This is a genomic window from Enterobacter sp. SA197 (assembly GCF_054131575.1).
Map to the genome: position 1 here is coordinate 3,604,761 of NZ_CP096393.1, position 22,950 is coordinate 3,627,710.

Below are 22,950 nucleotides of genomic sequence, written 5' to 3' on the forward strand. Positions count from 1 at the left end.
GTCAGGCCGCCTTATGCTGGACAGCCAGACTTTCCAGCGGCTCCGGTTTACCTATCAAAAATCCCTGAAGATAATCGATACCCAGCGCGATAGCCGCGCTGCGTATCTCTTCACTTTCGACATACTCGGCCACCACCAGCATCCGTTTCATGCGCGCCAGATGACAGATAGAGGCCACTATCTGGTAATCCAGACTATTGGAGACAATGTTGCGAATAAAACTGCCATCGATTTTAAGGATGTCGGCATTCACATTTTTCAGACGGGCGTAACTGGCATAACCGGTTCCAAAATCATCAATCGCCACTCTGCAGCCCATCTTCTGCAGCTGCGCCAGCGTCTGGTTAGCCTGCTGAATATTGGAGAGTGAATTGCTTTCAGTAATTTCAAAAATGAGCTGCCAGGCTTCAATATTATATTTCTGCAGTAGAGACCCAATGTCAGGTGAGAACTGAGCCCGGCAGACGGAGGTCGGCGACAGGTTGATGGCAAAACGCTGGCCGCGTAACGCCTCCCGGTGCGAGGCCATAAAACTCAGGACGTGCTCAACGACCCATAAATCTATACGTGAGGAGAGGCCAAATTCATGGGCAATTGGCAGGAAGTCATCAGGGTGAATGTACTCGCCGTTCTCCTCGTTCATACGCAGTAAAATTTCGTGGTAATCATCCCCCCGCATACCCGTGATCGGCTGCACCATCAGGCTGAACCTGTTTTCTTCCAGCGCACGCTGCAGACGGCTCATCATATCCACCTTGCTCTTCAGGCTGCGCTGCAGATTTACCGCACCACGCTGCTGCAAACTTTCCGGGTGATTGGTCGCCAGCGACAGGTCCGCAATGGTGCTGAGCTCTCCCAGCAGTAAATAGAGATGCTGCACCGGCGAGCGCACATAGCAGTAGCTCATTCCAACCTGGGGCTGCAAAGGCATAGCGTCCCAGTCAAAACGAAACAGCTTAATACGCTGATCCAGTTCATCTATACGGCTCTGGTGGGATTGGGAATGCAAACGGATCGCAAGGTCATACCCTGTCAGTAGAAAAACGCCTTCCCCTTGTCCCAGCATCGGGCGTAACCACTCCGCCAGTTTTTGCTTGTACTGAATGCGCAACAGGATACCGTAATTACGACCCAGTAGTTCAAGCTCAGGAATTCGCAACAGGCACACCACCGACCAGGGCGAGTCAGCCAGGGCCCGGCTTAACGCCCGCAGGTTAGGCATATGGACTATCGGATCCAAAAAGGCCAGACGCCGCGCGCGCTCATGAAGCTGCCGCTGCCGTGTGGCAAGCAGGGCCACGCTAAGGATGATAACGGTGTAGACCAGGTAGCAGGACGATGCGATAGCCAACTGCACTTCATACCTTGCATAGGCGGGCAGATAACGAAAGTAGTAGTGGATGAAAACCGTCAGCAACAGCGCCCACAGCAGCGACATCAAACGATAGCCGAAGCGCATTGAACCCCAGAGCATCACCGGAAGCAGTAGTGACAGGGTGTAATTGGTGCTAAAAATCGAACTATTTTCTGTCATTGGCATCAGCAATAAAATGACCATCCCGGCCACAATAGCCCCCCATGTAACGAACTCCGCACGGGTCACTTTGGGATCAAATTCATTGCGCAGTTGCGAAAACCAACTTCGCAGATAGCGAGGGTGATGAAATACGCGAATGAGTAAATAGCTAAGCGGCGTGCCAATCATGGTTCCCACCAGCATAGCCTGATAATCAATAAGCAGATGCGTATCAAAGGTTAATGTATTGGTATTACTTAACGCTGTATCGTATAACGACAGCCAGATAATAAACTGCAGAATAATGATGTAGAGCGTAGCCGGGCAAAACACCTGCCAGAATAAACGTTGAGCAAAAAGTCTGGCGTCGCTATAGGCTATATTTTGCCGTCGGGTAACAAACACCCGATAGCCGCCCCAACTGAGCAGCGCCGGCACCAGTAAATGCAGCGACTGTGCAATAAGTTGCCCTGGTTCATCAGGAGTAAACAGCAATACCACCCCCAGCATAATGCCCGGCAGTGCCGCCAGTCCGTAGACCACCAGCATAGCCATGATGATGCCCAGCGGCAGATAGAAAAGCACGACGCCTTCGCCAGCAACCGTAGTCCAGGTATTTGCCAGGCTAAAAACGGAAAGTAACAGGCTGGGTAAAAGGAGGGGCAGCGCCCACCATTTATCTTTAATTCGGCGGTATTTTTTTATGAAAGTCATAGATGCTCGGTGAAACCCAGGATCCTGCGGGGCATTTTCAGACAGGCATCCGACCCGACTGTTCATGTTTAACGCGATAAATGAGCTGGAATTTTAGTTCTGAACCGCAAGTTATAATTGACGCACGTCAAACAAAACACCGCAGCTTAATTAATAACGCCACTTTTTATCGTCCGGGGCGAATTTAGCATTTACGCGATAAATATTTAATTTTTTTATATAAATCTGCGGAATATTTTTTATTGCCTCGTTTTTATGTGGTGATGAATTGACCTTATCGGCACTCTGTGACTTAATGTCCCCGTCGCCCTTCAACAGGGCTTATCCAGGGAAACATTGTGAGTCAGGCAACCCCTATGCGAAAACGACATCGATTTGACAGTCGCATGACCCGTATCGTACTGCTTATTAGCTTTATCTTTTTCTTCGGCCGCTTTATCTACTCCTCCATCGGGGCCTGGTATCATCATCAGGATAAGCTCCAGTCGCAACAAATCAGTCAGCCTGTCGTCTCTTCTGCAGAGCGTTAACGTCCTGTTTTAGCATTCACATGCTTTTGCGTCTCTGTCGCTATGCAGCTGTTTGACGCAGCATTGCAGCAATCATCAGCAGGCCAAACCCGCTGAGAACGGCGCCAGCAATGCGTTCAATGATGTGAATGCATGACGCGACGCGTTTTTGCACCATCGCATGCCCTGCCAGTGCCGCCACCAGCAGATTCCAGACAAGAACCGCAAGACTCATCCACACGGCGGAAAATATCTGCTGGGGGAGCGTTACCGATGCCCCCAGAATCGACGTCATCAGTGCCATATAGAAGAGTGCATTTTTAGGATTGAGCAGTGCTGAGCTCAGCCCAAGCAGGCACTGCTTACCCGCAGAAGGGCGTGCCTGCGCCGTCGCATTAAACGTTATCGCCTGTTTACGACTGCGCAGCAGGTGGCTGCCAATCCAGATTAAATAAAGCGCGCCGGCGATTTCAATCAACCGGAATAACAGCGCATGTGTCTGCAACATATTCCAGCCAAAGAGAGCAATCAGGATATAGCACGCGTTTCCCAGCGCGATGCCCACCCCAATTCCTGCACTTCCGCGCAGACGATAGCGGACGGCATAACCTGCCTGTAAGAAGAAATCCGGGCCAGGGCTGACCAGCGCCACAAAATGCGACAGGGCGAGAAGGGGAAACGCTGCGGGAATAAACTGCGAAACAAATGACATAGTGACCTCCGGTAAAAACGGTCACTGTAATGAAGTCGTTGCGCTATTTATTGTCGGATATTGATCGCCCCCGCGCGTACTGACGCGGTGTCGATGCCGTAAAGCTCACAAAGGTGCGGTGAAAATGGCTTTGATCCGAAAAGCCGCTCTGATAGCCGACGTCGGTAATGTCGCCCCCTGCCCTCAGGCATGATCTCGCAAACTCAATACGGGCATTGTTCAGCCAGGCGCCGGGCGTCAGCCCTGTCGCCTGTTTAAACTGGCGGATCAGCGTCTCTTTACGCAGAGAATAGTGGCCTGCCAGCCTGTCAAACGACGGTGCAACGGTAAAATCTGCCTGTAGAGCCAACTGCATGTCATAAAAAGCGTGTTGAGGTTGAGGACGAGCGGTGAGCCCTGGCACTTTTAGCAGCAGTTCACGCACGGCAGTGGATAATAACTCGATGTTGCCTTCGATCATCAGTTCAACGATCCGCTGATATGCTGCAAAAAGAGACGGATGGTGAATAAGCGTTTGATCGCAACACAGCGTCTCTTCAGGGGCCGCGCCGAGCTGCGCCAGGCACCATGCCTTATCGATATAAAGCATATGATAACTGCGCGGAATGCCCGCGACCGGATTACAACTGTGGGCCACTTCCGGGGCAATCACCACAAGCTCGCCCGGACGCAGATGATACGTCTGCCCGTCGCAACAGGTCAGGGTATCCCCTTCCACTATCGCGCCAATCGACAGCTGCGCATGCTGATGCAGCTTGTAGGCCTGCAGGCTTTGCCGGGTCGTGCGTAGCTCAATCCAGGGCGCGAGCCCGGAGCGCCAGAACGCTTGTTCAATGTTCCGCGTACTCATTGTGCCCCTCGATTATTCAGTGATGCGTCCAAGCCAGGCCGCGTAGTCCGCGCGGGTCTCTGCTGGCAGGGCTTCCCGGTACGCATTCAGTTCTTCCTGCATGCCGAATATTTTCCATACCAGCGGCGCCAGTTTCTCACAGGGAGTACCTGATGCGCTCTCCAGCAGCGCCAGCGTGCGCTTTTTATATTCCGCCAGCACCTCGGACTGATAATCACAGGCTTTACTGAGCCCGGAAAGATACATCAGTTTTGGCACCTCCGCCTGGGGCCATTGCAGCGCCATGTTGAGCGGCCACTCCAGCATTGAACGCTCGCCCCATAGCGCGGCACGCGGAACATAGTTGTTGGCTACCATCGTCAGGGTAAAGGCCTGGCCCAGCTCAGCAAGGTAGATATTCATCGCCTCAGCTGACGGGCGAGTATAGAACGCATCGAGAGCCTGCGTAACAGGCCCACCCATTTTCGCCAGCAGACGCTGCTCAAGCTCAAGCACCCATGCGCCCAGTTCAGCCTGAGGTACGGTCGCACTCTCAACGGCGCATTTTTCCCGCAGGCGACAATCCCAGAGCGAGAGAGTGAGCTGCCACTGGCGTTGATCCCCTTCCCCTTCGCACCCAAGCTGTCCGGTAACAAAGTACTTCATTGACGGGGGAACGAGATCGAAGAGTTCATTCCCGTCTGTTTCATGGGTCGAGAGCACCGGTCCCAGACCTGCGGCAACCTGGAAATAGCACCGGGCGGCAAAGGGAGTCCAGTAGTGAGCGGCTTCTGCCAGGTATAACGGAATAGCGCGGGTGAGCCTTCCGACATCATCCTCGCGCTGCGACTCGGCAGGCTTTGTCTCATCGGTAATTTTACTGAGCGCAAAGAAACCGACAATGTCTGCCTCCTCGGGTTTTTGCCCGAATAGCCAGTCGGCTTTATAGAGACCGTAATGCCAGATGGGCTGCGAGAGCGCCAGCGTACTGATTTCCACCTGAGCAGGATCGGTGGGAACACCCTGCGCACCTTGTTCACGCATTTGCTGAAAAGCCTGGGCGAATGCATCCAGATGCTGCTTGAGCGGCGGATATTCAAGCGCATACATTCGGCTTAACAACCGTTCACCTGCATCAGGGTTACCCAGCTCCTGATAAGCGCGCAGCAGATTCATGCCCGCCATCGGATCGTGACGATGCTCATCATAAACGGGGGCGATCAGGTCGACAAGCAGGGGTATTTCACCGTTCCTGCCCAGATCGCCTGAGATCATCATAAGCGAGCTGCCGTCGTACCTCCCTCCCGCCAGCACCTCGTCATAGAGCGTTTTCGCCGCCGCCACGTTTTTCTGTTCCAGGTAGTGCCGCGCCAGCCACAGCTGGGCGCGCCATGCCCCCGGCAGCGCCGCAACGGTTTTAAGTCCCGCTACGTACCCCGCAGTTCCTTCCCGCTCCTCTTTTAAAGAGGCCCACCAGAGTAAGCCATTGTCCTGATTCGGGTCGGCTTTAATGGCCTGCCAGAGCAGCGCGTCGGCGCGGGCACTGTCGCCACGTTCAGCGTAGACTTTCGCCAGATTGGTCAGCAGGGTTCCCGTGGGACCGGCTTTATCGATTCCCGCGTTTAGCGTCGCTTCGGCCTCGTCATGCAGGTTGTTTTGCATCAGTACAATGCCCTGAAGCGTATGACTGCGTTCAGGGTTATCATCGATTGCGACCAGCCGCGCCGCCGCAGGAAGAAGGTCAGTAGCAAAACCGTCGTTCAGCCCGGCCAGAATGGCATCGTAAAGTTCGGCCGGATCATCCCACTTCTGCTCAAGCCCCGGCAGAAAAACCTTTTCTCGCCAGTCGCTTCGGGTGATATGCATCTCCCGCCCGTTGGCGTCATAAGCAACAATACGCTCTTCCTGCGGCGGTTGCGCCTCTACGGGATGAGCCTGTTCAGGTTCAACAGGGGCCTGCGATTTATCTTTTTGGCCGGTCAGGCCGGAGAGCAGTTTTTTAAACATAGCGCGTGTCTGCCGAGTGAGATGAGCCGAAAGTCCGTGTTCCCTTTCGCGCACGATGCCGATGGGATGCGCTGAACACTCAGCCAAAAAGGGTGGCACAAAAGGCAGGCTTCGTCTAATGCCAGCAATGGGGGGTCGGCCGGTAAGGGTGTCTGGGCACGATGCGGCCCAGGTAGAAAAAAACACCAGCAGCGCGAGGCGTACTGGTGTTTTTATTCAACGTTTATGCGCCGAGGCGAAAACGATTATTCCCACTCAATCGTTGCTGGCGGCTTACCGCTGATGTCATAGACCACGCGGGAAATGCCGTTCACTTCATTGATGATGCGGTTGGAGACGCGGCCCAGGAAATCGTACGGCAGGTGCGCCCAGTGGGCGGTCATAAAGTCGATGGTTTCAACGGCACGCAGAGAGACAACCCAGTCGTACTTACGCCCATCACCCATCACGCCTACGGAACGTACCGGCAGGAAGACGGTGAAGGCCTGGCTGACTTTGTTGTACAGGTCGGCTTTATGCAGCTCTTCAATGAAGATAGCATCGGCACGACGCAGCAGGTCGCAATACTCTTTCTTCACTTCGCCAAGCACGCGCACGCCCAGACCCGGCCCCGGGAACGGATGACGGTAGAGCATGTTGTACGGCAGGCCCAGCTCCAGACCAATTTTGCGCACTTCGTCTTTGAACAGCTCACGCAGCGGTTCAACCAGGCCCATCTTCATCTCTTTCGGCAGGCCGCCCACGTTGTGGTGAGATTTGATGACATGGGCTTTACCGGTGGCGGAAGCGGCGGATTCAATCACGTCAGGGTAGATGGTGCCCTGCGCCAGCCACTTCACATCTTCCAGTTTCAGGGCTTCTTCATCGAAGATTTCCACGAAGACGCGGCCGATAATTTTACGTTTGGCTTCCGGATCGTTCTCGCCCGCCAGCTCGCTCAGGAAGCGAGACTCACCTTCAACATGAATGATGTTGAGGCCGAAATGGTCGCCGAACATGTCCATCACCTGCTCTGCTTCGTTCAGACGCAGCAGGCCATTATCCACGAAGACACAGGTCAGGTTTTTACCGATAGCGCGATGCAGCAGCATGGCGGTGACGGAGGAGTCCACGCCGCCGGAGAGGCCGAGGATCACTTTGTCGTCACCCACCTGCGCACGAATACGTTCGATAGCATCGTCGATGATTTTTGCCGGCGTCCACAGGGCTTCGCACTGGCAGATATCGATAACGAAACGCTCGAGCATGCGCAGGCCCTGGCGGGTGTGGGTCACTTCCGGGTGGAACTGCACGCCATAAAAGCGTTTTTCTTCGTTAGCCATAATGGCGAACGGACAGGTTTCCGTGCTGGCAACGGTCACGAAGTCAGACGGGATCGCCGTGACTTTATCGCCGTGGCTCATCCAGACGTCCAGCAGCGCTTTACCGTCGGAAGTCAGGGAGTCTTCAATACCGCGAATCAGCGCGCTGTCGGTCTGAACTTCCACCTGTGCGTAGCCGAACTCACGCTCGTGAGAGCCTTCAACGTGGCCGCCGAGCTGCATGGCCATGGTCTGCATGCCGTAGCAGACGCCGAATACCGGTACACCAGCTTCGAAGACATACTGCGGGGCTCGCGGGCTGTTCTCTTCAGTGGTGCTTTCCGGACCACCGGAAAGAATGATGCCGCTTGGGTTAAATTCGCGGATCTGCGCTTCGGTGACATCCCATGCCCACAGCTCACAGTAAACGCCGAGCTCACGCACGCGGCGGGCAACCAGTTGCGTGTACTGCGAACCGAAATCAAGGATAAGAATGCGATGTTTATGAATGTTTTCCGTCATTGACGCTAATTCCGAGGCAAGTGAAACAAAATCGCCCGGCATAAAGCCGGGCGTGGAAACGATCAGGAACCCATACGGTAGTTAGGCGATTCCTTGGTGATGGTTACATCATGGACATGGCTTTCCTGAATACCCGCACCGCTGATGCGCACAAATTCCGCTTTCGTCCGCAGCAGATCAATGGTGCCACAGCCGGTCAGCCCCATACAGGAGCGCAGGCCGCCCATCTGCTGGTGAATGATCTCTTTCAGGTAGCCCTTATAGGCCACGCGGCCTTCGATGCCTTCCGGTACCAGTTTGTCGGCGGCATTGTCGGTCTGGAAGTAGCGATCGGAGGAGCCTTTGGACATCGCGCCCAGAGAGCCCATACCGCGGTAGGATTTATAAGAACGGCCCTGGAACAGTTCGATTTCGCCTGGCGATTCTTCGGTACCAGCCAGCATGGAGCCAACCATCACCGCAGCAGCACCCGCTGCAATGGCTTTGGCGATGTCACCTGAGAAACGGATACCACCGTCAGCGATAACCGGGATGCCGGTGCCTTCCAGCGCTTCTACTGCATCGGAAACCGCAGTAATTTGCGGAACACCCACACCCGTCACGATACGGGTAGTACAGATGGAGCCCGGGCCGATACCAACTTTCACCGCGCTGCAACCGGCGTCTGCCAGAGCGCGAGCGCCTGCGCCTGTTGCTACGTTGCCGCCAATGATTTGCAGATCAGGATATTTCGCACGGGTTTCACGAATACGTTGCAGCACACCTTCGGAGTGACCATGTGAGGAGTCAATCAGCAGGACGTCAACGCCTGCGGCAACCAGCGCATCAACACGCTCTTCGTTACCCGCGCCCGCGCCAACTGCCGCACCTACACGCAGACGGCCATGCTCATCTTTACAGGCGTTGGGTTTACGTTCCGCTTTCTGGAAATCTTTCACGGTGATCATGCCGCGCAGGTGGAAGCTGTCGTCAACGACCAGGGCTTTCTCAACACGCTTTTCGTGCATTTTCGCGAAGACAACCTCACGATTTTCGCCTTCACGCACGGTGACCAGACGCTCTTTCGGCGTCATATATACGCTCACCGGCTGGTTCAGATCGGTCACAAAACGCACGTCACGTCCGGTGATGATCCCCACCAGCTCGTTATCTTCCGTCACCACCGGGTAACCGGCAAAGCCGTTACGCTCGGTCAGCGCTTTGACTTCGTGCAGCGTGGTGCCTGGCAGTACGGTCTGCGGGTCGGTCACAATACCGGATTCATGTTTCTTCACGCGCTTCACTTCTTCAGCCTGGCGCTCGATAGACATGTTTTTGTGAATAAAGCCGATGCCGCCTTCCTGAGCCAGGGCGATAGCCAGGCGCGCTTCCGTTACAGTGTCCATCGCTGCGGAGAGCATTGGAATGTTCAGGCGAATGGTTTTAGTAAGCTGCGTGCTGAGATCGGCAGTATTCGGCAGAACGGTGGAATGAGCGGGAACGAGGAGGACGTCGTCAAACGTCAGGGCTTCTTTAGCGATACGTAGCATGGGCAATATCTCTGACCTGGGGGTGGTTAAATATTGCCGTGGCATTATACAGAGCGTAACCGATTGCTTCCACATTTTTTTAAGAAAAATACTTGCGCTCACGGGTGAGCGGGTTACTATCGACTGAATAACTTGCTGATTTAGAATTTGATCCAGCTCACATGTTACCTTCCCAGAGTCCCTCAATTTTTACCGTAAGCCGTCTCAATCAAACGGTTCGCAGCCTGCTGGAACGCGAAATGGGCCAGGTCTGGATCACGGGCGAAATCTCCAATTTCTCGCAGCCCTCATCCGGCCACTGGTACTTCACGCTAAAAGATGACACCGCCCAGGTACGCGGAGCAATGTTCCGTAACAGTAACCGTCGGGTGACGTTTCGTCCTCAGCACGGCCAGCAGGTGCTGGTGCGGGCATCGGTCACACTGTATGACCCCCGCGGCGATTATCAGATAATTGTTGAGAGCATGCAGCCAGCGGGTGAAGGGCTGCTGCAACAAAAATATGAGCAGCTGAAGGCCGCGCTTTCCGCGGAAGGCCTGTTTGATCAGCAGTTCAAACAACCGCTCCCCTCGCCTGCCACCTGCATTGGTGTGGTGACGTCGAAAACCGGTGCGGCTTTGCATGATATTTTGCATGTGCTTAAACGCCGCGATCCGTCGCTGCCGGTGGTGATTTATCCAACGCCGGTTCAGGGGGACGATGCGCCCGCGCAAATTGTTCGTGCCATAGAACTGGCGAATGCCCGTCAGGAGTGCGACGTGCTGATCGTCGGGCGCGGCGGTGGCTCACTGGAAGATTTATGGAGCTTTAACGACGAACGTGTGGCACGCGCCATCTTTGCAAGCGCAATACCGGTAGTCAGCGCAGTGGGTCATGAAACGGACGTCACCATCGCCGACTTTGTCGCCGATTTACGTGCGCCTACGCCGTCGGCGGCAGCCGAGATGGTCAGCCGTAATCAGGCTGAACTGGCTCGCCAGCTTCAGGCCGCACAGCAGCGTCTGGAGATGGCGATGGATTTCTACCTGGCTAATCGCACTAAACGCTTTACGCAGATAAACCACCGCCTGCAGCAACAGCATCCGCAACTGCGCCTGGCGCGTCAGCAAACCATCCTTGAGCGTTTACAGCAGCGCATGCGCAACGCGCTGGACACTCGCTTCCGTCAGGCATCGCTGCGCCAGCAGCGCGTAACGCAACGACTGAACAGCCACAATCCGACCCCCAAAATTCATCGGGCGCAGACTCGCGCGCAACAGCTTGAATTCCGTCTGGCCCAGGCCGTTGGGTCGCGAATGAGCCAGACGCGTGAGCGTTTTGGTTCGGCGATTACCCATCTTGAGGCTGTCAGCCCGCTGGCAACCCTTTCCCGTGGTTACAGCGTGACAACCGCCAGCGATGGCAGGGTGCTGAAGCAAACCGCCCAGGTGCATAAAGGCGATATATTGACCACGCGTGTCAACGATGGCTGGCTTGAGAGCGAAGTGAAAACGATCATCCCGGCGAAAAAAGCCTGAAAAAAAAGCCGCATCTCAATGCGGCTTTTTTATTTCAGAGCGGGACGAACGCCACCCGTTTTTTCGATATCAAACCATGACCATGCTGGCAAAAATAATCGACCGCACCGCAGGCTTTCAGGATCTCTAACGGCTGATGGCAGTCCGGGCACAGGGCGTTAACAGGATAATCTTTATCGCAGCCAAAACAGTGTGCGTGGGTGCCAACCAGTTCGAGCGGGTTATGACAGGTTGGGCATTTGAGTTCCATACATATCCTCCCAAAGTTCAGCGCGCCCGGCACAAATCTGCGGGCGCTAAAACTTACTTACTCTTTTTGATATGCTTAATCAAACGTTTACGCTTACGCATCTGGTTCGGCGTCAGGGTATTGCGTTTATTCGCAAACGGGTTCTCGCCTTCCTTGAACTGAATGCGGATAGGCGTACCCATGACGTCCAGCGATTTACGGAAGTAGTTCATCAGGTAACGTTTGTACGAATCCGGCAGGTCTTTCACTTGGTTGCCGTGAATCACCACGATCGGCGGGTTATAACCACCGGCATGCGCATACTTCAGTTTGACACGGCGGCCACGCACCAGCGGCGGCTGGTGATCTTCTTCAGCCATCGTCATGATACGGGTCAGCATCGCCGTACTCACGCGGCGTGTGGAGCTGTCATAAGCTTCGCGCACCGATTCAAACAGATTCCCCACCCCGCTGCCGTGCAGTGCAGAGATGAAGTGAACGCGCGCGAAGTCGATAAAGCCCAGACGGAAATCGAGGGTCTCTTTTACCTGCTCACGCACTTCATTGCTCAGACCATCCCACTTGTTTACCACGATAACCAGTGAGCGCCCACTATTGAGGATGAAGCCGAGCAGTGAGAGGTCCTGATCGGAAATGCCTTCGCGGGCATCGATGACCAGCAGCACCACATTAGCGTCTTCAATCGCCTGCAGCGTTTTGATCACAGAGAATTTTTCTACCGTATCGGTGATTTTTCCGCGCTTACGCACCCCAGCGGTGTCGATGAGCACATACTCACGCTCATCGCGCTCCATCGGGATGTAAATGCTGTCACGGGTGGTGCCGGGCATGTCATACACCACAACACGATCTTCACCGAGAATACGGTTCGTCAGTGTGGACTTACCTACATTGGGACGACCAACGATGGCGAGCTTAATCGGCAGATCCTGCGGGTTGAAGGCCTCTTCTTCTTCCTCAGGGGCTTCACCGTTCTGCTCAGCTTCAAACTGCGCCCAGTATTCAGCCTCTTCGTCCACTTCCTCTTTCGGATCAAGTTCATCCATCCACGGCAGCAGTACGTGCTCCAGCAGACTCAGAACACCACGACCATGAGAGGCGGCAATCGGATGAATTTCCCCTAAGCCCAGGGCGTAGAAATCAATGATGGCCTGATCGGGGTCAAGGCCATCGGTTTTGTTCGCGACCAGGAAAGTGGGTTTTTCACGTGAACGCAGGTGCTTTGCGATTGCTTCATCAGCAGGCATCAGCCCCGCACGCGCATCCACCATAAACAGCACGACGTCTGCCTCTTCAATCGCCAGCAGCGACTGTTCAGCCATACGCGTTTCGACACCGTCTTCGGTGCCATCAATACCGCCCGTGTCGATACAGATAAACTCACGACCTTCGACTTCTGCACGACCGTACTTACGGTCACGGGTCAGCCCCGGAAAATCCGCCACCAGCGCATCACGGGTGCGTGTTAAACGGTTAAAAAGCGTGGATTTTCCAACGTTAGGGCGCCCGACCAGCGCGACCACAGGTATCATGTTAAAGCCTCATTACTTAAAATTCGAAAACCATGAACGCCGCAGGTTGTGCGACGCTTTAAAAACAGTAAAACGGCCCCTGCAACAGGAGCCGTCTTCGGACGCGTGACTGACTACGCCTGAATTAGCGCGTAATGGAGTACAGTGTACCGTCTTTCGCCTGAATGAGCAGTTTGCCATCAGCTACGACAGGATCGGTCAGGAAACCGGAACTGTCCACTTTTTGCTGAGCCACAAAGTGACCATCCTCAACGTTGATCCAGTGCATGTAGCCTTCGCTGTCGCCCGTAACAATGTAACCATTATACAGCACAGGAGAGGTCAGGTTGCGGTGCAACAGATCGCTTTGCGTCCACAGCGTTACTCCACCGTCAGTGGTGAGCGCCAGCACGCGATCGTTCTGGTCAATCATATAGATGCGGTTGCCATCAACGATGAAATCACTGACTGAACCCAGTTCACGTTTCCACATGATCTGGCCACTGCGCAGATCCATCGCCGTCAGGTTGCCGTTGTACGCCAGAGCATAAACAACCCCGTTAACAATTACAGGGGTGGTATCGACGTCGCTCAGACGATCGATTTCCGTCGGGCCGGTGGCCTGAGAAATACGTTGCTGCCAAATCAGCTGGCCCTGCTGCATCAGAACCGCACTTACACGACCGTTGTCACCGCCAACAATCGCAGCACCAAAAGCGGTTGCCGGGGCAGATTCGCCGCGCAGAGAAAGGGATGGCATGTCGAGGTTAACGGTCCATTTGATCGTACCGGTACCCTCATCAAGCGCCTGCAGCTGACCATTGCTGGTGTGAATGAGCACCAGACCGTCGCTGACAACCGGACGGGATAAAGCCTCACCCGCTACCTGCGTGGTCCAGGCTTCAGAACCATCACTGGTGTTCAGCGCATACACTTTCGCTTTTTCGCTGCCAACGAAAACGTGCGCGCCTGCCACAGTTACACCACCGGAGAGCAGCGCCGGGTTGGTAGAAAACCACCCTGATTTTTCCGCGAGGCTCACAGACCAGATCTCTTTGCCATCGCTTTCGCTAACGGCTTTCACCGTACCATGACGATCGGCAGCATAGACCACGCCGCTCACCAGGGCCGGGTGCAGGTTAGAGTAGAACTCGCCAATACCATTTCCTACCGAGGTACTCCATGCGGTAGTCGGGGTAAACTGGTTTTCAACTGTCGGCAGAGGAGACATTTTCACAACATCTTCTTCGCCATTAAACAGGGAACAACCGCTCAGTAAGGTGACGGACAGCAGCCCAGGCAGAAGTAATTTACGCAATTGCATCGGGTCCCTCTTAGATGGACAAATTATTGATTTTCATCTGCATCATTTCACTCAGCGCAGGGGAAGCGTTATTTTTAACGCCACTTTCCCAAGCGGTGCGCGCACCTTGTTTGTCGCCCTTACTCAGCAGCGCTTCGCCACGCAGGTCAGCAACGATAGCTGCCCAGCCCTCACCTTTCACGCTATCCAGCGTTTTCAGTGCGGCATCCTGCTGCTTGAGCTGAACCTGAATGCGAGCAAGGCGGATATTAATCATACCTTTAAGATTGTCGTCGCTGGTTGCAGCGAGGCCTTGTTGCAGCTGCGCAGACGCTTTTTCGAGCTCGTTACGCTCAACATACTGTTGCGCCAGTTCAAGCGACGCCAGTGCACCATAGGTATTTTTGTTTTCGGCCGCAAATTTCTCTGCGGTGGCGAGGGTTTCAGGTTTATCCGCTTTTAACGCAGAGATGGCATGCTCATACGCTACAGAAGCCGATTGTGCTGATTCGGTTTGATGGCTCGTCCAGTAGCGCCAGCCAACCAGTGCCCCAATACCTAAAATCACCCCAACGGCCAGGGCTTTGCCATTCTCAGCAAAGAAGCGCTTAAGCGCGTCTACCTGGTCGTGATCGTTTTCGTAAATTTCCACGCAGTCCTTCTCCTTAACGATAATTCACCGGGGAGATTAGCCCAGTAGTGTGCGCAAATGCGCCGCAACGCTCTCCTGCGCTACCGTATTTTGCTCACCAGAGCGCAAATCCTTCACCACAACGTTGCCGTCGGCGATTTCAGACTCACCCAGCACCAGTGCGAGCGTAGCGCCCCACTTATCGGCACGAGCAAACTGCTTTTTGAAATTACCGCCGCCGTGGTTCGTCATGAGTTTTACGCCAGGAAACGCATCGCGTACCTGTTCAGCCAGCTGCATTGCAGCAGACTGCGTATTCTCGCCTGACGCGACCAGGTATATATCGACAACAGATTCTGCTTTAAATTCCGGATTAACGGCCTGAACTAATAAAACAAGTCGTTCCAGACCCATCGCAAAGCCAACCGCCGGGGTCGCACGACCGCCGAGTTGTTCCACGAGGCCATCATAACGACCGCCTGCACATACGGTTCCCTGCGATCCCAGACTGCTGGTGACCCACTCAAAAACGGTACGGTTATAATAATCAAGACCACGCACCAGCCGTTGATTCACGGTATAACGAATTCCGGCGGCATCAAGAAAAGCGCAAAGACCTGAGAAGTGCGCTTTCGAATCCTCGTCCAGATAATCGCCCAATGCTGGCGCATCGTTAAGTAAAGCCTGAACGTCCGGGTTTTTGGAATCCAGCACCCGCAGCGGATTGCTGTACATGCGGCGTTTGCAGTCTTCGTCCAGTTTGTCTTTAAACTGTTCAAGATATGCCACCAGCGCTTCGCGGTATTTCGCACGTGCATCCAGGGAACCGATGGAGTTGAGTTCCAGTGTGACGTGGTCAAAAATGCCCAGCTCACGCCACCAGCGCGCCGTCAGCATAATGAGTTCAGCGTCAATGTCCGGTCCCTGCAGGCCAAACACTTCTACGCCCAACTGGTTAAACTGGCGATAACGCCCTTTCTGCGGACGTTCATGGCGGAACATCGGCCCGATGTACCACAGACGCTGTTCCTGATTGTACAGGAGACCATGCTCGATGCCGGCGCGTACGCAGCCCGCCGTACCTTCAGGACGCAGCGTCAGGCTGTCGCCGTTACGGTCCTCAAAGGTATACATCTCTTTTTCAACCACGTCGGTCACTTCACCGATGGCGCGTTTGAATAACGGGGTCTGCTCTACAATCGGCAAACGGATTTCGCTGTAACCGTAGCTGCCGAGCACACTTTTCAAGCTGCTTTCAATGCGCTGCCAGATAACAGTATCGGCAGGCAGATAATCGTTCATGCCGCGAATGGCTTGAATGTTTTTTGCCACGTTTGTTCTCTTTATGAATGCAAAAAATGAACCCTCAAGGCGCCAGGCCTTGCGGGCTCATCATACACGGGAAGCAAGCCGCTTCCCATCACGTTATTTTTCTACCTGATGAATATCAATACGATTCGCTTCATTTAGCATGGAGGCTTTCGCACGAATACGCGCTTCGAGCTGGGCAATCATATCGCTGTTGTCCAGACGATCTTTGCGCACACCGTCTTCGTAAAGACCGCTCTTTTTATTGCCGCCGGTCACCCCGAGGGTGGAAACCAGCGCTTCGCCCGGACCATTTACGACACAGCCAATGATTGAAACGTCCATCGGCGTAATAATATCTTCCAGTCGCTGCTCAAGGGCATTGACCGTTCCAATCACGTCAAACTCCTGACGGGAACAGGTTGGACAGGCGATAAAATTGATGCCACGCGAACGGATGCGCAGCGATTTCAGGATATCGAAACCGACCTTGATCTCTTCAACCGGATCTGCCGCCAGGGAGATACGCAGCGTGTCGCCAATCCCTTCAGAGAGCAGCAGACCAAGACCAATTGCAGATTTTACCGAACCTGCACGCGCGCCACCGGCTTCGGTAATCCCAAGGTGTAAAGGCTGATCGATCTGTTTTGCCAGCAGACGATAAGATTCTACGGCCAGGAAAACATCGGAGGCTTTTACGCTGACTTTAAATTGATCGAAATTCAGCCTGTCCAGGTGATCCACATGCCGCATGGCCGACTCCAGCAGTGCCTGCGGTGTCGGTTCGCCATATTTTTCCTGCAGATCTTTTTCCAGGGAGCCCGCGTTAACGCCGATACGGATAGGAATATTTTTGTCACGTGCGCAATCGACAACCGCGCGAATACGCTCTTCGTTGCCAATGTTGCCCGGGTTGATACGCAGGCAGTCAACGCCATATTCGGCCACTTTGAGCGCTATGCGGTAATCGAAGTGAATATCCGCCACTAACGGAACACTCACCTGCTGTTTGATAAATTTAAACGCTTCAGCTGCATCCATAGTTGGTACAGATACACGAACAATATCCGCACCGACGCGCTCAAGGGCTTTGATTTGGTTAACCGTTGCTTCCACATCCGTGGTACGGGTGTTTGTCATCGATTGAACGGCAATGGGGGCACCATCACCAATCGGTACATTACCAACGTAAATCCGTTTCGATTTCCGACGCTGAATCGGAGCCTGGTTATGCATGAAAAATCTCCCGCCTTGCCCGTCTGTTACTGTGCTGCTGATTGTTCGGCATTGAGGGTCAGACGTGCAACCTGGTTATTTCTGATAAAGCGGCTCAGATCAACAGGTTTTCCCTGATACTGAATCTGAACAGCGGCCGGGGCGCCAATTTTAAGTTTATAAGGTGCCTGACCCGTTAAATTTAAAGAGGCATCTTTGCGCTGCACACCGCTGAATAATTTCTTACCGCTGGCGTCAGTTACTTCAAGCCAGCAGTCGGCCGTAAAGTTCATGACCAGCGCATTAGCATCAACAGAGGGTGCGACGCCCGCCTGGTTGGTAGGCAGCGCAGCGCCATTTGTTGTCGCCGCAGGCGCTGTATCAACCGGAGCCTGTGAAGGTGGAACGACCGGATTGGTATTTGCCGTAGCGGCAGGCGCTGAGGCAGTAGGGGCGGGTGTTTCAACCGGGGTGGAGGCATTATCCTGAACTTCAGCGGGCGCTGTTGCGGTCTCGTTATTCAAGGGGACATTTTGCCCCTCACCACTGGCGTTCAGTTCGGCAGAGGATTGATCGGCCATGGTGGTAATTTCTTCCTGCTGCGCTTTGTGGTTCTGCCACCACCATGCGCCCGTCAGACCCACAACCACAAACAGTACCAACCAGGTGAAACTCATCAGCCAGCCATCGCGTTTTTTGCGACGTTTACCTAACGCATAAGTCTGCATGGGGGCTACTTTCGCCGTCCGGACAGGGGCCTGCTTTTCAATCATAGGCAGCAGCTCTTCTTCCGGGATATGGACAAGACGGGCGTAGGATCGGATGTAACCACGCAGGAATGTTGAAGCCAAATCGGCCGGAGCCTTATCGTCTTCAATATCGCGAACCGTGGAGACTTTCAGACACAGGCGTTCGGCAACCACCTGCTGGCTGAGTCCAAGTTGTTCACGGGCGTTGCGCAGACGAACGCCTGTGGTTTGTGCTTCATGTTGTTCGTTAGTGGCTTCAGTATTCATTCGCTACAACTGCTGGTACGTGTTTTAAGATTCATGCGCGTGTTCGGCCAATGCCTGGCGCACCGCGAAATATCTGGGTCAAATAAACTTAGACCGACAGTATAAGACTGTCAGGCCAGTGATGACAGAACAGCTTTCAGCCCAATTGCTAAGCCATTGTTCCATCATTACATACTGCCTTAAAGTCAGACGAAACGCACCGTAATTATTGACTACGCGAGTCGTTGGAGGCGATTTATTCAGCATAGTTATGCGGCGCTGTAAATTAATTTACCGCGCCGCCAGAATGATCAGAGTGCTTTAACCGCAATCGTCTCGCCCTGCATACGTTTACGAATAGTACGCTTCGTACGATCTATTACGTCACCCGCTAACTGGCCGCAGGCAGCATCAATATCATCACCACGGGTTTTACGAACAATGGTCGTAAAACCGTACTCCATCAGAACCTTGGAGAAACGGTCAATGCGGCTATTGGAGCTTCGGCCGTATGGCGCACCCGGGAAGGGGTTCCAGGGAATCAGGTTAATTTTGCACGGCGTGTCTTTCAACAGTTCGGCAAGCTGATGCGCGTGTTCCGTGCCGTCATTAATATGATCAAGCATCACATACTCAATGGTCACACGGCCCTGATTCGCATTGGATTTCTGCAGGTAGCGGCGTACCGCATCCAGGAACATCGCAATGTTGTACTTTTTGTTCACCGGAACGATTTCGTCACGGATCTCATCATTAGGCGCGTGCAGGGAGATGGCGAGTGCTACGTCAATCATATCTCCCAGTTTGTCGAGAGCAGGCACGACACCGGAGGTAGAGAGGGTGACGCGACGTTTTGACAGACCAAAGCCAAAGTCATCCAGCATGATTTCCATCGCAGGTACAACGTTGGTCAGGTTCAGCAGCGGCTCGCCCATGCCCATCATCACCACATTGGTGATAGGACGCTGTCCAGTGACTTTCGCTGCGCCAATGATTTTAGCGGCACGCCAGACCTGGCCAATAATCTCTGACACTTTCAGGTTACGGTTAAAGCCCTGCTGCGCGGTTGAGCAGAATTTACACTCCAGCGCGCACCCTACCTGGGAAGAAACACACAAAGTGGCACGGTCATCTTCCGGGATGTACACCGTTTCAACACGCTGATCGCCTACGGCAATCGCCCATTTGATGGTGCCATCGGAAGAACGTTGTTCTTCAACAACTTCCGGCGCACGGATCTCGGCGACCTCTTTGAGCTTATTGCGCAGGACTTTGTTGATGTCAGTCATGTCATCAAAGTTATCGCTGCAATAATGGTACATCCACTTCATCACCTGGTCGGCGCGGAAGGGCTTTTCGCCTAAGTGTTTAAAAAACTCGCGCAGCTGCTGACGGTTTAAATCCAGCAGGTTAATTTTTGCATCTTTGTTGGGAATCGTCAGTGCGACGTTCTCAGGCGTGACAATCTGTTCAGACATAATCGTATTCCGGCCTCGTTGTTACACGTTGTGGCCCCTGGAGGGTGGTTGAAAAAAGAAGCGCCCCGGGAGAGCGTCAGCTTCTCTCGGGGCGCTGCATTGTACAAATTCTGGTGTACAGATGCCACGGTTGCACGCGGCATTGACGAAATAAAGTGTAAATGTCCTTACACTTTTCTCAGTCGATCAGCGTGTACGCGGGCAAACTTCACCTTCGGCGAAGAAATAAGCGATTTCGCGTGCGGCAGATTCAACAGAGTCAGAACCGTGCGTGCCGTTCTCGGTGAAGCTGTCCGCATAGTCAGCGCGCAGCGTACCGGCCAGGGCGTTGTCCGGGTTGGTCGCCCCCAGCAGGTCACGGTGACGCTGGACCGCGTTTTCGCCTTCCAGAACAGAAACCACGATCGGGCCAGAGGTCATGAACTCGACGAGGCCGTCAAAGAAGGGGCGGCCTTCGTGCTCAGCATAGAAACCACGAGCCTGTTCAGTGCTCAGGTGCAGCATTTTGGTGCCAACAATTTTAAAACCCGCAGATTCAAAACGAGCAAAGATGCTACCAATAACGTTTTTTGCTACCGCATTCGGCTTGATGATGGAGAAAGTACGTTCAATAGCCATGTTAACCCCTGTAAGTTGTTCTGTTGTCGTACATACATGCGTATGACCTGGCGCGGATTATAATGAGCAACGATGATATTGCCTATGGATATAGGTAACATTTTTTTAAAATAAGACGAGTTTTAGCAACACTCCGCACTAACTCGCTTATTCCGCCATTTATTGCACCGCAAACTGCACGGCCTGTACCTGACCCACATCGTCCATCACCAGTAACTGATACTCACCGGAGGTATCTATCTTCAGGCTGAGCAGACCCGCATGGGTGGATAATGGCTCACCATTTAAGAACCACCAGCGACTGCCCTGCCCGCCGGAAGCCAGCACCGGTAGCGTAACCAGAGTCTGACCGGGAACGCGTTTAATCACCCCGCCTTCACGAATTCCTGACAGTACCAGCGGAGGCGGCGCATTCTCATCCTGAGGCGGGCAGATTGTCGAGCGGGCAGGCAACCGGGCAGCACGTTTTTCCGTAACCGGCAGCCAGGGTTCAAGAGGCAACGGCCAGACGATCATCATTTTCTGTTGCGCATCCGGGCAGTCTGCCGCCACGCGTTGCCCCTGTGCGTTTAGCCAGACAGGGAACCGGATACCTTTCACCCCCTCCTGCTCAGGCATCAGGAGTGTAGGGGGTTGACTGTTGTCGAGTAACCAGGTCGATAACCGGCGGCGGCAGTTGCTGTCGCCGGCAGGGAGGCTTTGCCCACCGGGCCAGCAAATCACTCCACTGCTGACCGATTCTGGGCGTGGATCTTCAGGCATTTTCGCCTGCTCAAGCGCCGAACGCGGTTGCAGCAGGTTATTAACCTGATTCAGCACCGGTACTGCGCTTGCGAAGCCAAACTGCCCGGCAACCGGCGTGCCGTCTGGTCTGCCGGTCCAGACGCCTATCAGATAGCGTCCATTGAGGCCGATGGACCAGGCATCCCGGTAGCCATAACTGGTGCCGGTTTTCCACGCCAGCGGCACCACGCGGGGCAGTGCGCTGTCCGGTAAAGGCTGGGCTTCATTTGCCAGAATCCGGCGGATAATCCAGGCGGCACCCGGCGACATTAAAGGCCGTTCAGTCAGGGGATCGTCAGGCTGCAATCGAAGCTGTCCGGCTTTACCCTGACGGGCAAACGCGCTGTAGGCCGCCGTTATATCCGCCAGTCGTGCCCCTGCCCCGCCGAGGATTAGCGACAGATTAGGTTCTGCTCCCTGCGGTAACGTCAGCGGCAGTCCTGCATTACGCAGCACACCTGCAAATTTTTTCGGTCCATAGGCCTCCAGTACCTGGACGGCTGGAAGATTAAGCGAACGTACCAGCGCCTCGCTCATACTCACCGGCCCGTGAAATCCGCTGTCAAAATTCCCCGGACGATAATCCCCGGTACGACGGGGTACATCCTGCAACAACGAAGCAGGATGGATAAGCCCTTCGTCCATCGCCAGCCCATAGACAAAAGGTTTAAGCACCGATCCCGGTGAGCGAACGGCCGTCACCATATCCACATGCCCAAACCGGCTGTCATCCGAAATATCGGCGGAACCCACCCAGCCACGCACCGTCATGTCAGTGTGATCAACAACAATAATGGCCAGCGAACTGCGCGCCGGAAGCCGTGATTTAACGTTTAACGCCAGCTCTTCAAGCTGCCGTTGCAGGCTGGCGTCCAGGGTCGTGGTTATCTTCTCCCCGGTGTGTTGACTCACCATCATTCTGGAAAAGAGCGGCGCGAGCTGAGGCATCTGTCGGGGTGCCAGCCAGACGGGTTCCTGGCGGGACTCCGCCACCTGTGCCGCACTCCACACGCCCTGGCTCACCATACGATCAAGCACTTTATCGCGCGCCGCCTGTGCCCGTCCCGACCATCTGTCCGGTCGCAGTCGACTCGGTGCCTGCGGCAGCACCGCCAGCAATGCCGCGTCGGCATAGCTCATCTGCGCAGGGGATTTACCCAGATAGGCCCAGCTTGCCGCCCCCACCCCCTGCAGCGTTCCGCCAAACGGGGCGCGGTTGAGATAGAGCGTCAGGATATCGCGCTTGGAGAGATGCCACTCCAGCTGCAATGCGCGCCAGAGCTGGCGGATTTTGCCACCAAACGTGCGCGAATGCGGATCGAGCAGACGCGCCACCTGCATGGTTAACGTGCTGCCGCCGGAGATAACGCGTCCGGCGCGTAAATCCTGCCAGGCGGCACGGAGAACCGAAAAGGGATTGACGCCCGGATGGGTCCAGAACCAGCGATCCTCATACTGGATGAGCGCCTCCAGATAGCGGGGGGACACCTCTTCGATAGTGACCGGATAGCGCCAGATACCGCCGGCATCGGCGAAACGCCAGAGTGGTGTCCCGTCTTTTGCGACAACCACCCGCGCCGGGTTCACCTCAGTAAGCGGTAACGGCCAGATCCTGTCGGCAATGCATACGCACACCAGTAATAAAAGCGGCGCTCCCGCCAGCCAGAGCCAGCGGGAGCGCAGGAGACGCCTGTTTTTCATC

General features: G+C 54.5%; 18 protein-coding genes. 2 read left to right on the plus strand and 16 right to left on the minus strand.

Features of this window, described 5'->3' with window-relative positions; all coding sequences use genetic code 11:
• Position 1: 1 nt before the first annotated feature.
• Positions 2–2,230, minus strand: a complete 2,229-nt coding sequence (locus M1D91_RS16935) for a sensor domain-containing phosphodiesterase (RefSeq protein WP_437431917.1) — start codon at positions 2,228–2,230, stop codon at positions 2–4.
• Between the two features lie 338 nt (positions 2,231–2,568).
• Here M1D91_RS16935 and M1D91_RS16940 point away from each other — a divergent pair, with 338 nt between their 5' ends.
• Entirely contained in the window at positions 2,569–2,760 is a 192-nt protein-coding gene (locus M1D91_RS16940; protein WP_437431916.1) for a YfgG family protein, read from the plus strand.
• 40 nt (positions 2,761–2,800) lie between these two features.
• Here the strand turns inward: M1D91_RS16940 and M1D91_RS16945 are convergent, their stop codons facing one another.
• From M1D91_RS16945 to guaB, 5 genes are all read right to left on the minus strand, one after another.
• Positions 2,801–3,451 (minus strand): LysE family translocator, encoded by a 651-nt coding sequence (locus M1D91_RS16945; protein WP_437431915.1) that lies wholly within the window; start codon positions 3,449–3,451, stop codon positions 2,801–2,803.
• Positions 3,452–3,494: 43 nt separating this feature from the next.
• Positions 3,495–4,301: an AraC family transcriptional regulator gene (locus tag M1D91_RS16950; RefSeq protein WP_437431914.1), complete on the minus strand. Its 807-nt coding sequence runs from the start codon at positions 4,299–4,301 to the stop codon at positions 3,495–3,497.
• A 12-nt stretch (positions 4,302–4,313) separates the two neighbouring features.
• A complete protein-coding gene (locus M1D91_RS16955) occupies positions 4,314–6,287 on the minus strand; it encodes a tetratricopeptide repeat protein (protein ID WP_437431913.1) in 1,974 nt (657 codons plus the stop codon).
• Positions 6,288–6,532: 245 nt separating this feature from the next.
• Complete coding sequence (gene guaA, locus M1D91_RS16960) at positions 6,533–8,110, minus strand: glutamine-hydrolyzing GMP synthase (protein ID WP_437431912.1); 1,578 nt, start codon at positions 8,108–8,110, stop codon at positions 6,533–6,535.
• 62 nt (positions 8,111–8,172) lie between these two features.
• Positions 8,173–9,639 carry an IMP dehydrogenase gene (guaB, locus tag M1D91_RS16965; protein WP_437431911.1) on the minus strand — a complete coding sequence of 489 codons (1,467 nt, stop codon included), beginning with the start codon at positions 9,637–9,639 and terminating at the stop codon, positions 8,173–8,175.
• A 161-nt stretch (positions 9,640–9,800) separates the two neighbouring features.
• Here guaB and xseA point away from each other — a divergent pair, with 161 nt between their 5' ends.
• Positions 9,801–11,156, plus strand: coding sequence for an exodeoxyribonuclease VII large subunit (gene xseA / locus M1D91_RS16970; RefSeq protein WP_437431910.1), 1,356 nt, complete (start codon positions 9,801–9,803; stop codon positions 11,154–11,156).
• A gap of 34 nt (positions 11,157–11,190) precedes the next feature.
• On the opposite strand, the gene M1D91_RS16975 is transcribed toward xseA, so the two are convergent.
• The 10 genes from M1D91_RS16975 to pbpC all read right to left on the minus strand — a co-directional run bounded on the left by M1D91_RS16975 (position 11,191) and on the right by pbpC (position 22,949).
• The gene (locus tag M1D91_RS16975) at positions 11,191–11,406 is read right to left on the minus strand and encodes a zinc ribbon domain-containing protein (protein ID WP_437431909.1); all 216 of its coding nucleotides are present in this window, start codon (positions 11,404–11,406) and stop codon (positions 11,191–11,193) included.
• 53 nt (positions 11,407–11,459) lie between these two features.
• Complete coding sequence (der, locus tag M1D91_RS16980; protein WP_437431908.1) at positions 11,460–12,938, minus strand: ribosome biogenesis GTPase Der; 1,479 nt, start codon at positions 12,936–12,938, stop codon at positions 11,460–11,462.
• Positions 12,939–13,062: 124 nt separating this feature from the next.
• A complete protein-coding gene (bamB, locus tag M1D91_RS16985) occupies positions 13,063–14,241 on the minus strand; it encodes an outer membrane protein assembly factor BamB (RefSeq protein ID WP_437431907.1) in 1,179 nt (392 codons plus the stop codon).
• Positions 14,242–14,251: 10 nt separating this feature from the next.
• Positions 14,252–14,872 carry a YfgM family protein gene (locus tag M1D91_RS16990; protein WP_437431906.1) on the minus strand — a complete coding sequence of 207 codons (621 nt, stop codon included), beginning with the start codon at positions 14,870–14,872 and terminating at the stop codon, positions 14,252–14,254.
• A 36-nt stretch (positions 14,873–14,908) separates the two neighbouring features.
• Positions 14,909–16,183: a histidine--tRNA ligase gene (gene hisS, locus M1D91_RS16995; protein ID WP_437431905.1), complete on the minus strand. Its 1,275-nt coding sequence runs from the start codon at positions 16,181–16,183 to the stop codon at positions 14,909–14,911.
• Positions 16,184–16,276: 93 nt separating this feature from the next.
• Positions 16,277–17,395, minus strand: a complete 1,119-nt coding sequence (gene ispG / locus M1D91_RS17000; RefSeq protein ID WP_437431904.1) for a flavodoxin-dependent (E)-4-hydroxy-3-methylbut-2-enyl-diphosphate synthase — start codon at positions 17,393–17,395, stop codon at positions 16,277–16,279.
• Positions 17,396–17,421: 26 nt separating this feature from the next.
• A complete protein-coding gene (rodZ, locus tag M1D91_RS17005; RefSeq protein ID WP_437431903.1) occupies positions 17,422–18,390 on the minus strand; it encodes a cytoskeleton protein RodZ in 969 nt (322 codons plus the stop codon).
• 290 nt (positions 18,391–18,680) lie between these two features.
• Positions 18,681–19,847: a bifunctional tRNA (adenosine(37)-C2)-methyltransferase TrmG/ribosomal RNA large subunit methyltransferase RlmN gene (locus tag M1D91_RS17010; RefSeq protein WP_437431902.1), complete on the minus strand. Its 1,167-nt coding sequence runs from the start codon at positions 19,845–19,847 to the stop codon at positions 18,681–18,683.
• 186 nt (positions 19,848–20,033) lie between these two features.
• Positions 20,034–20,465 (minus strand): nucleoside-diphosphate kinase, encoded by a 432-nt coding sequence (gene ndk, locus M1D91_RS17015; RefSeq protein WP_437431901.1) that lies wholly within the window; start codon positions 20,463–20,465, stop codon positions 20,034–20,036.
• Positions 20,466–20,624: 159 nt separating this feature from the next.
• The gene (gene pbpC / locus M1D91_RS17020; RefSeq protein ID WP_437431900.1) at positions 20,625–22,949 is read right to left on the minus strand and encodes a peptidoglycan glycosyltransferase PbpC; all 2,325 of its coding nucleotides are present in this window, start codon (positions 22,947–22,949) and stop codon (positions 20,625–20,627) included.
• Position 22,950 lies beyond the last annotated feature (1 nt).

Excerpts from the sequence above, each read along its gene's own strand:
- M1D91_RS16935 (WP_437431917.1), bottom strand. The coding sequence starts at position 2,230 with ATGACTTTCATAAAAAAATACCGCCGAATTAAAGATAAATGGTGGGCG.
- M1D91_RS16945 (WP_437431915.1), bottom strand. The coding sequence starts at position 3,451 with ATGTCATTTGTTTCGCAGTTTATTCCCGCAGCGTTTCCCCTTCTCGCC.
- M1D91_RS16950 (WP_437431914.1), bottom strand. The coding sequence starts at position 4,301 with ATGAGTACGCGGAACATTGAACAAGCGTTCTGGCGCTCCGGGCTCGCG.
- M1D91_RS16955 (WP_437431913.1), bottom strand. The coding sequence starts at position 6,287 with ATGTTTAAAAAACTGCTCTCCGGCCTGACCGGCCAAAAAGATAAATCG.
- guaA (WP_437431912.1), bottom strand. The coding sequence starts at position 8,110 with ATGACGGAAAACATTCATAAACATCGCATTCTTATCCTTGATTTCGGT.
- guaB (WP_437431911.1), bottom strand. The coding sequence starts at position 9,639 with ATGCTACGTATCGCTAAAGAAGCCCTGACGTTTGACGACGTCCTCCTC.
- xseA (WP_437431910.1), top strand. The coding sequence starts at position 9,801 with ATGTTACCTTCCCAGAGTCCCTCAATTTTTACCGTAAGCCGTCTCAAT.
- M1D91_RS16975 (WP_437431909.1), bottom strand. The coding sequence starts at position 11,406 with ATGGAACTCAAATGCCCAACCTGTCATAACCCGCTCGAACTGGTTGGC.
- der (WP_437431908.1), bottom strand. The coding sequence starts at position 12,938 with ATGATACCTGTGGTCGCGCTGGTCGGGCGCCCTAACGTTGGAAAATCC.
- bamB (WP_437431907.1), bottom strand. The coding sequence starts at position 14,241 with ATGCAATTGCGTAAATTACTTCTGCCTGGGCTGCTGTCCGTCACCTTA.
- ispG (WP_437431904.1), bottom strand. The coding sequence starts at position 17,395 with ATGCATAACCAGGCTCCGATTCAGCGTCGGAAATCGAAACGGATTTAC.
- rodZ (WP_437431903.1), bottom strand. The coding sequence starts at position 18,390 with ATGAATACTGAAGCCACTAACGAACAACATGAAGCACAAACCACAGGC.
- M1D91_RS17010 (WP_437431902.1), bottom strand. The coding sequence starts at position 19,847 with ATGTCTGAACAGATTGTCACGCCTGAGAACGTCGCACTGACGATTCCC.
- ndk (WP_437431901.1), bottom strand. The coding sequence starts at position 20,465 with ATGGCTATTGAACGTACTTTCTCCATCATCAAGCCGAATGCGGTAGCA.
- pbpC (WP_437431900.1), bottom strand. The coding sequence starts at position 22,949 with ATGAAAAACAGGCGTCTCCTGCGCTCCCGCTGGCTCTGGCTGGCGGGA.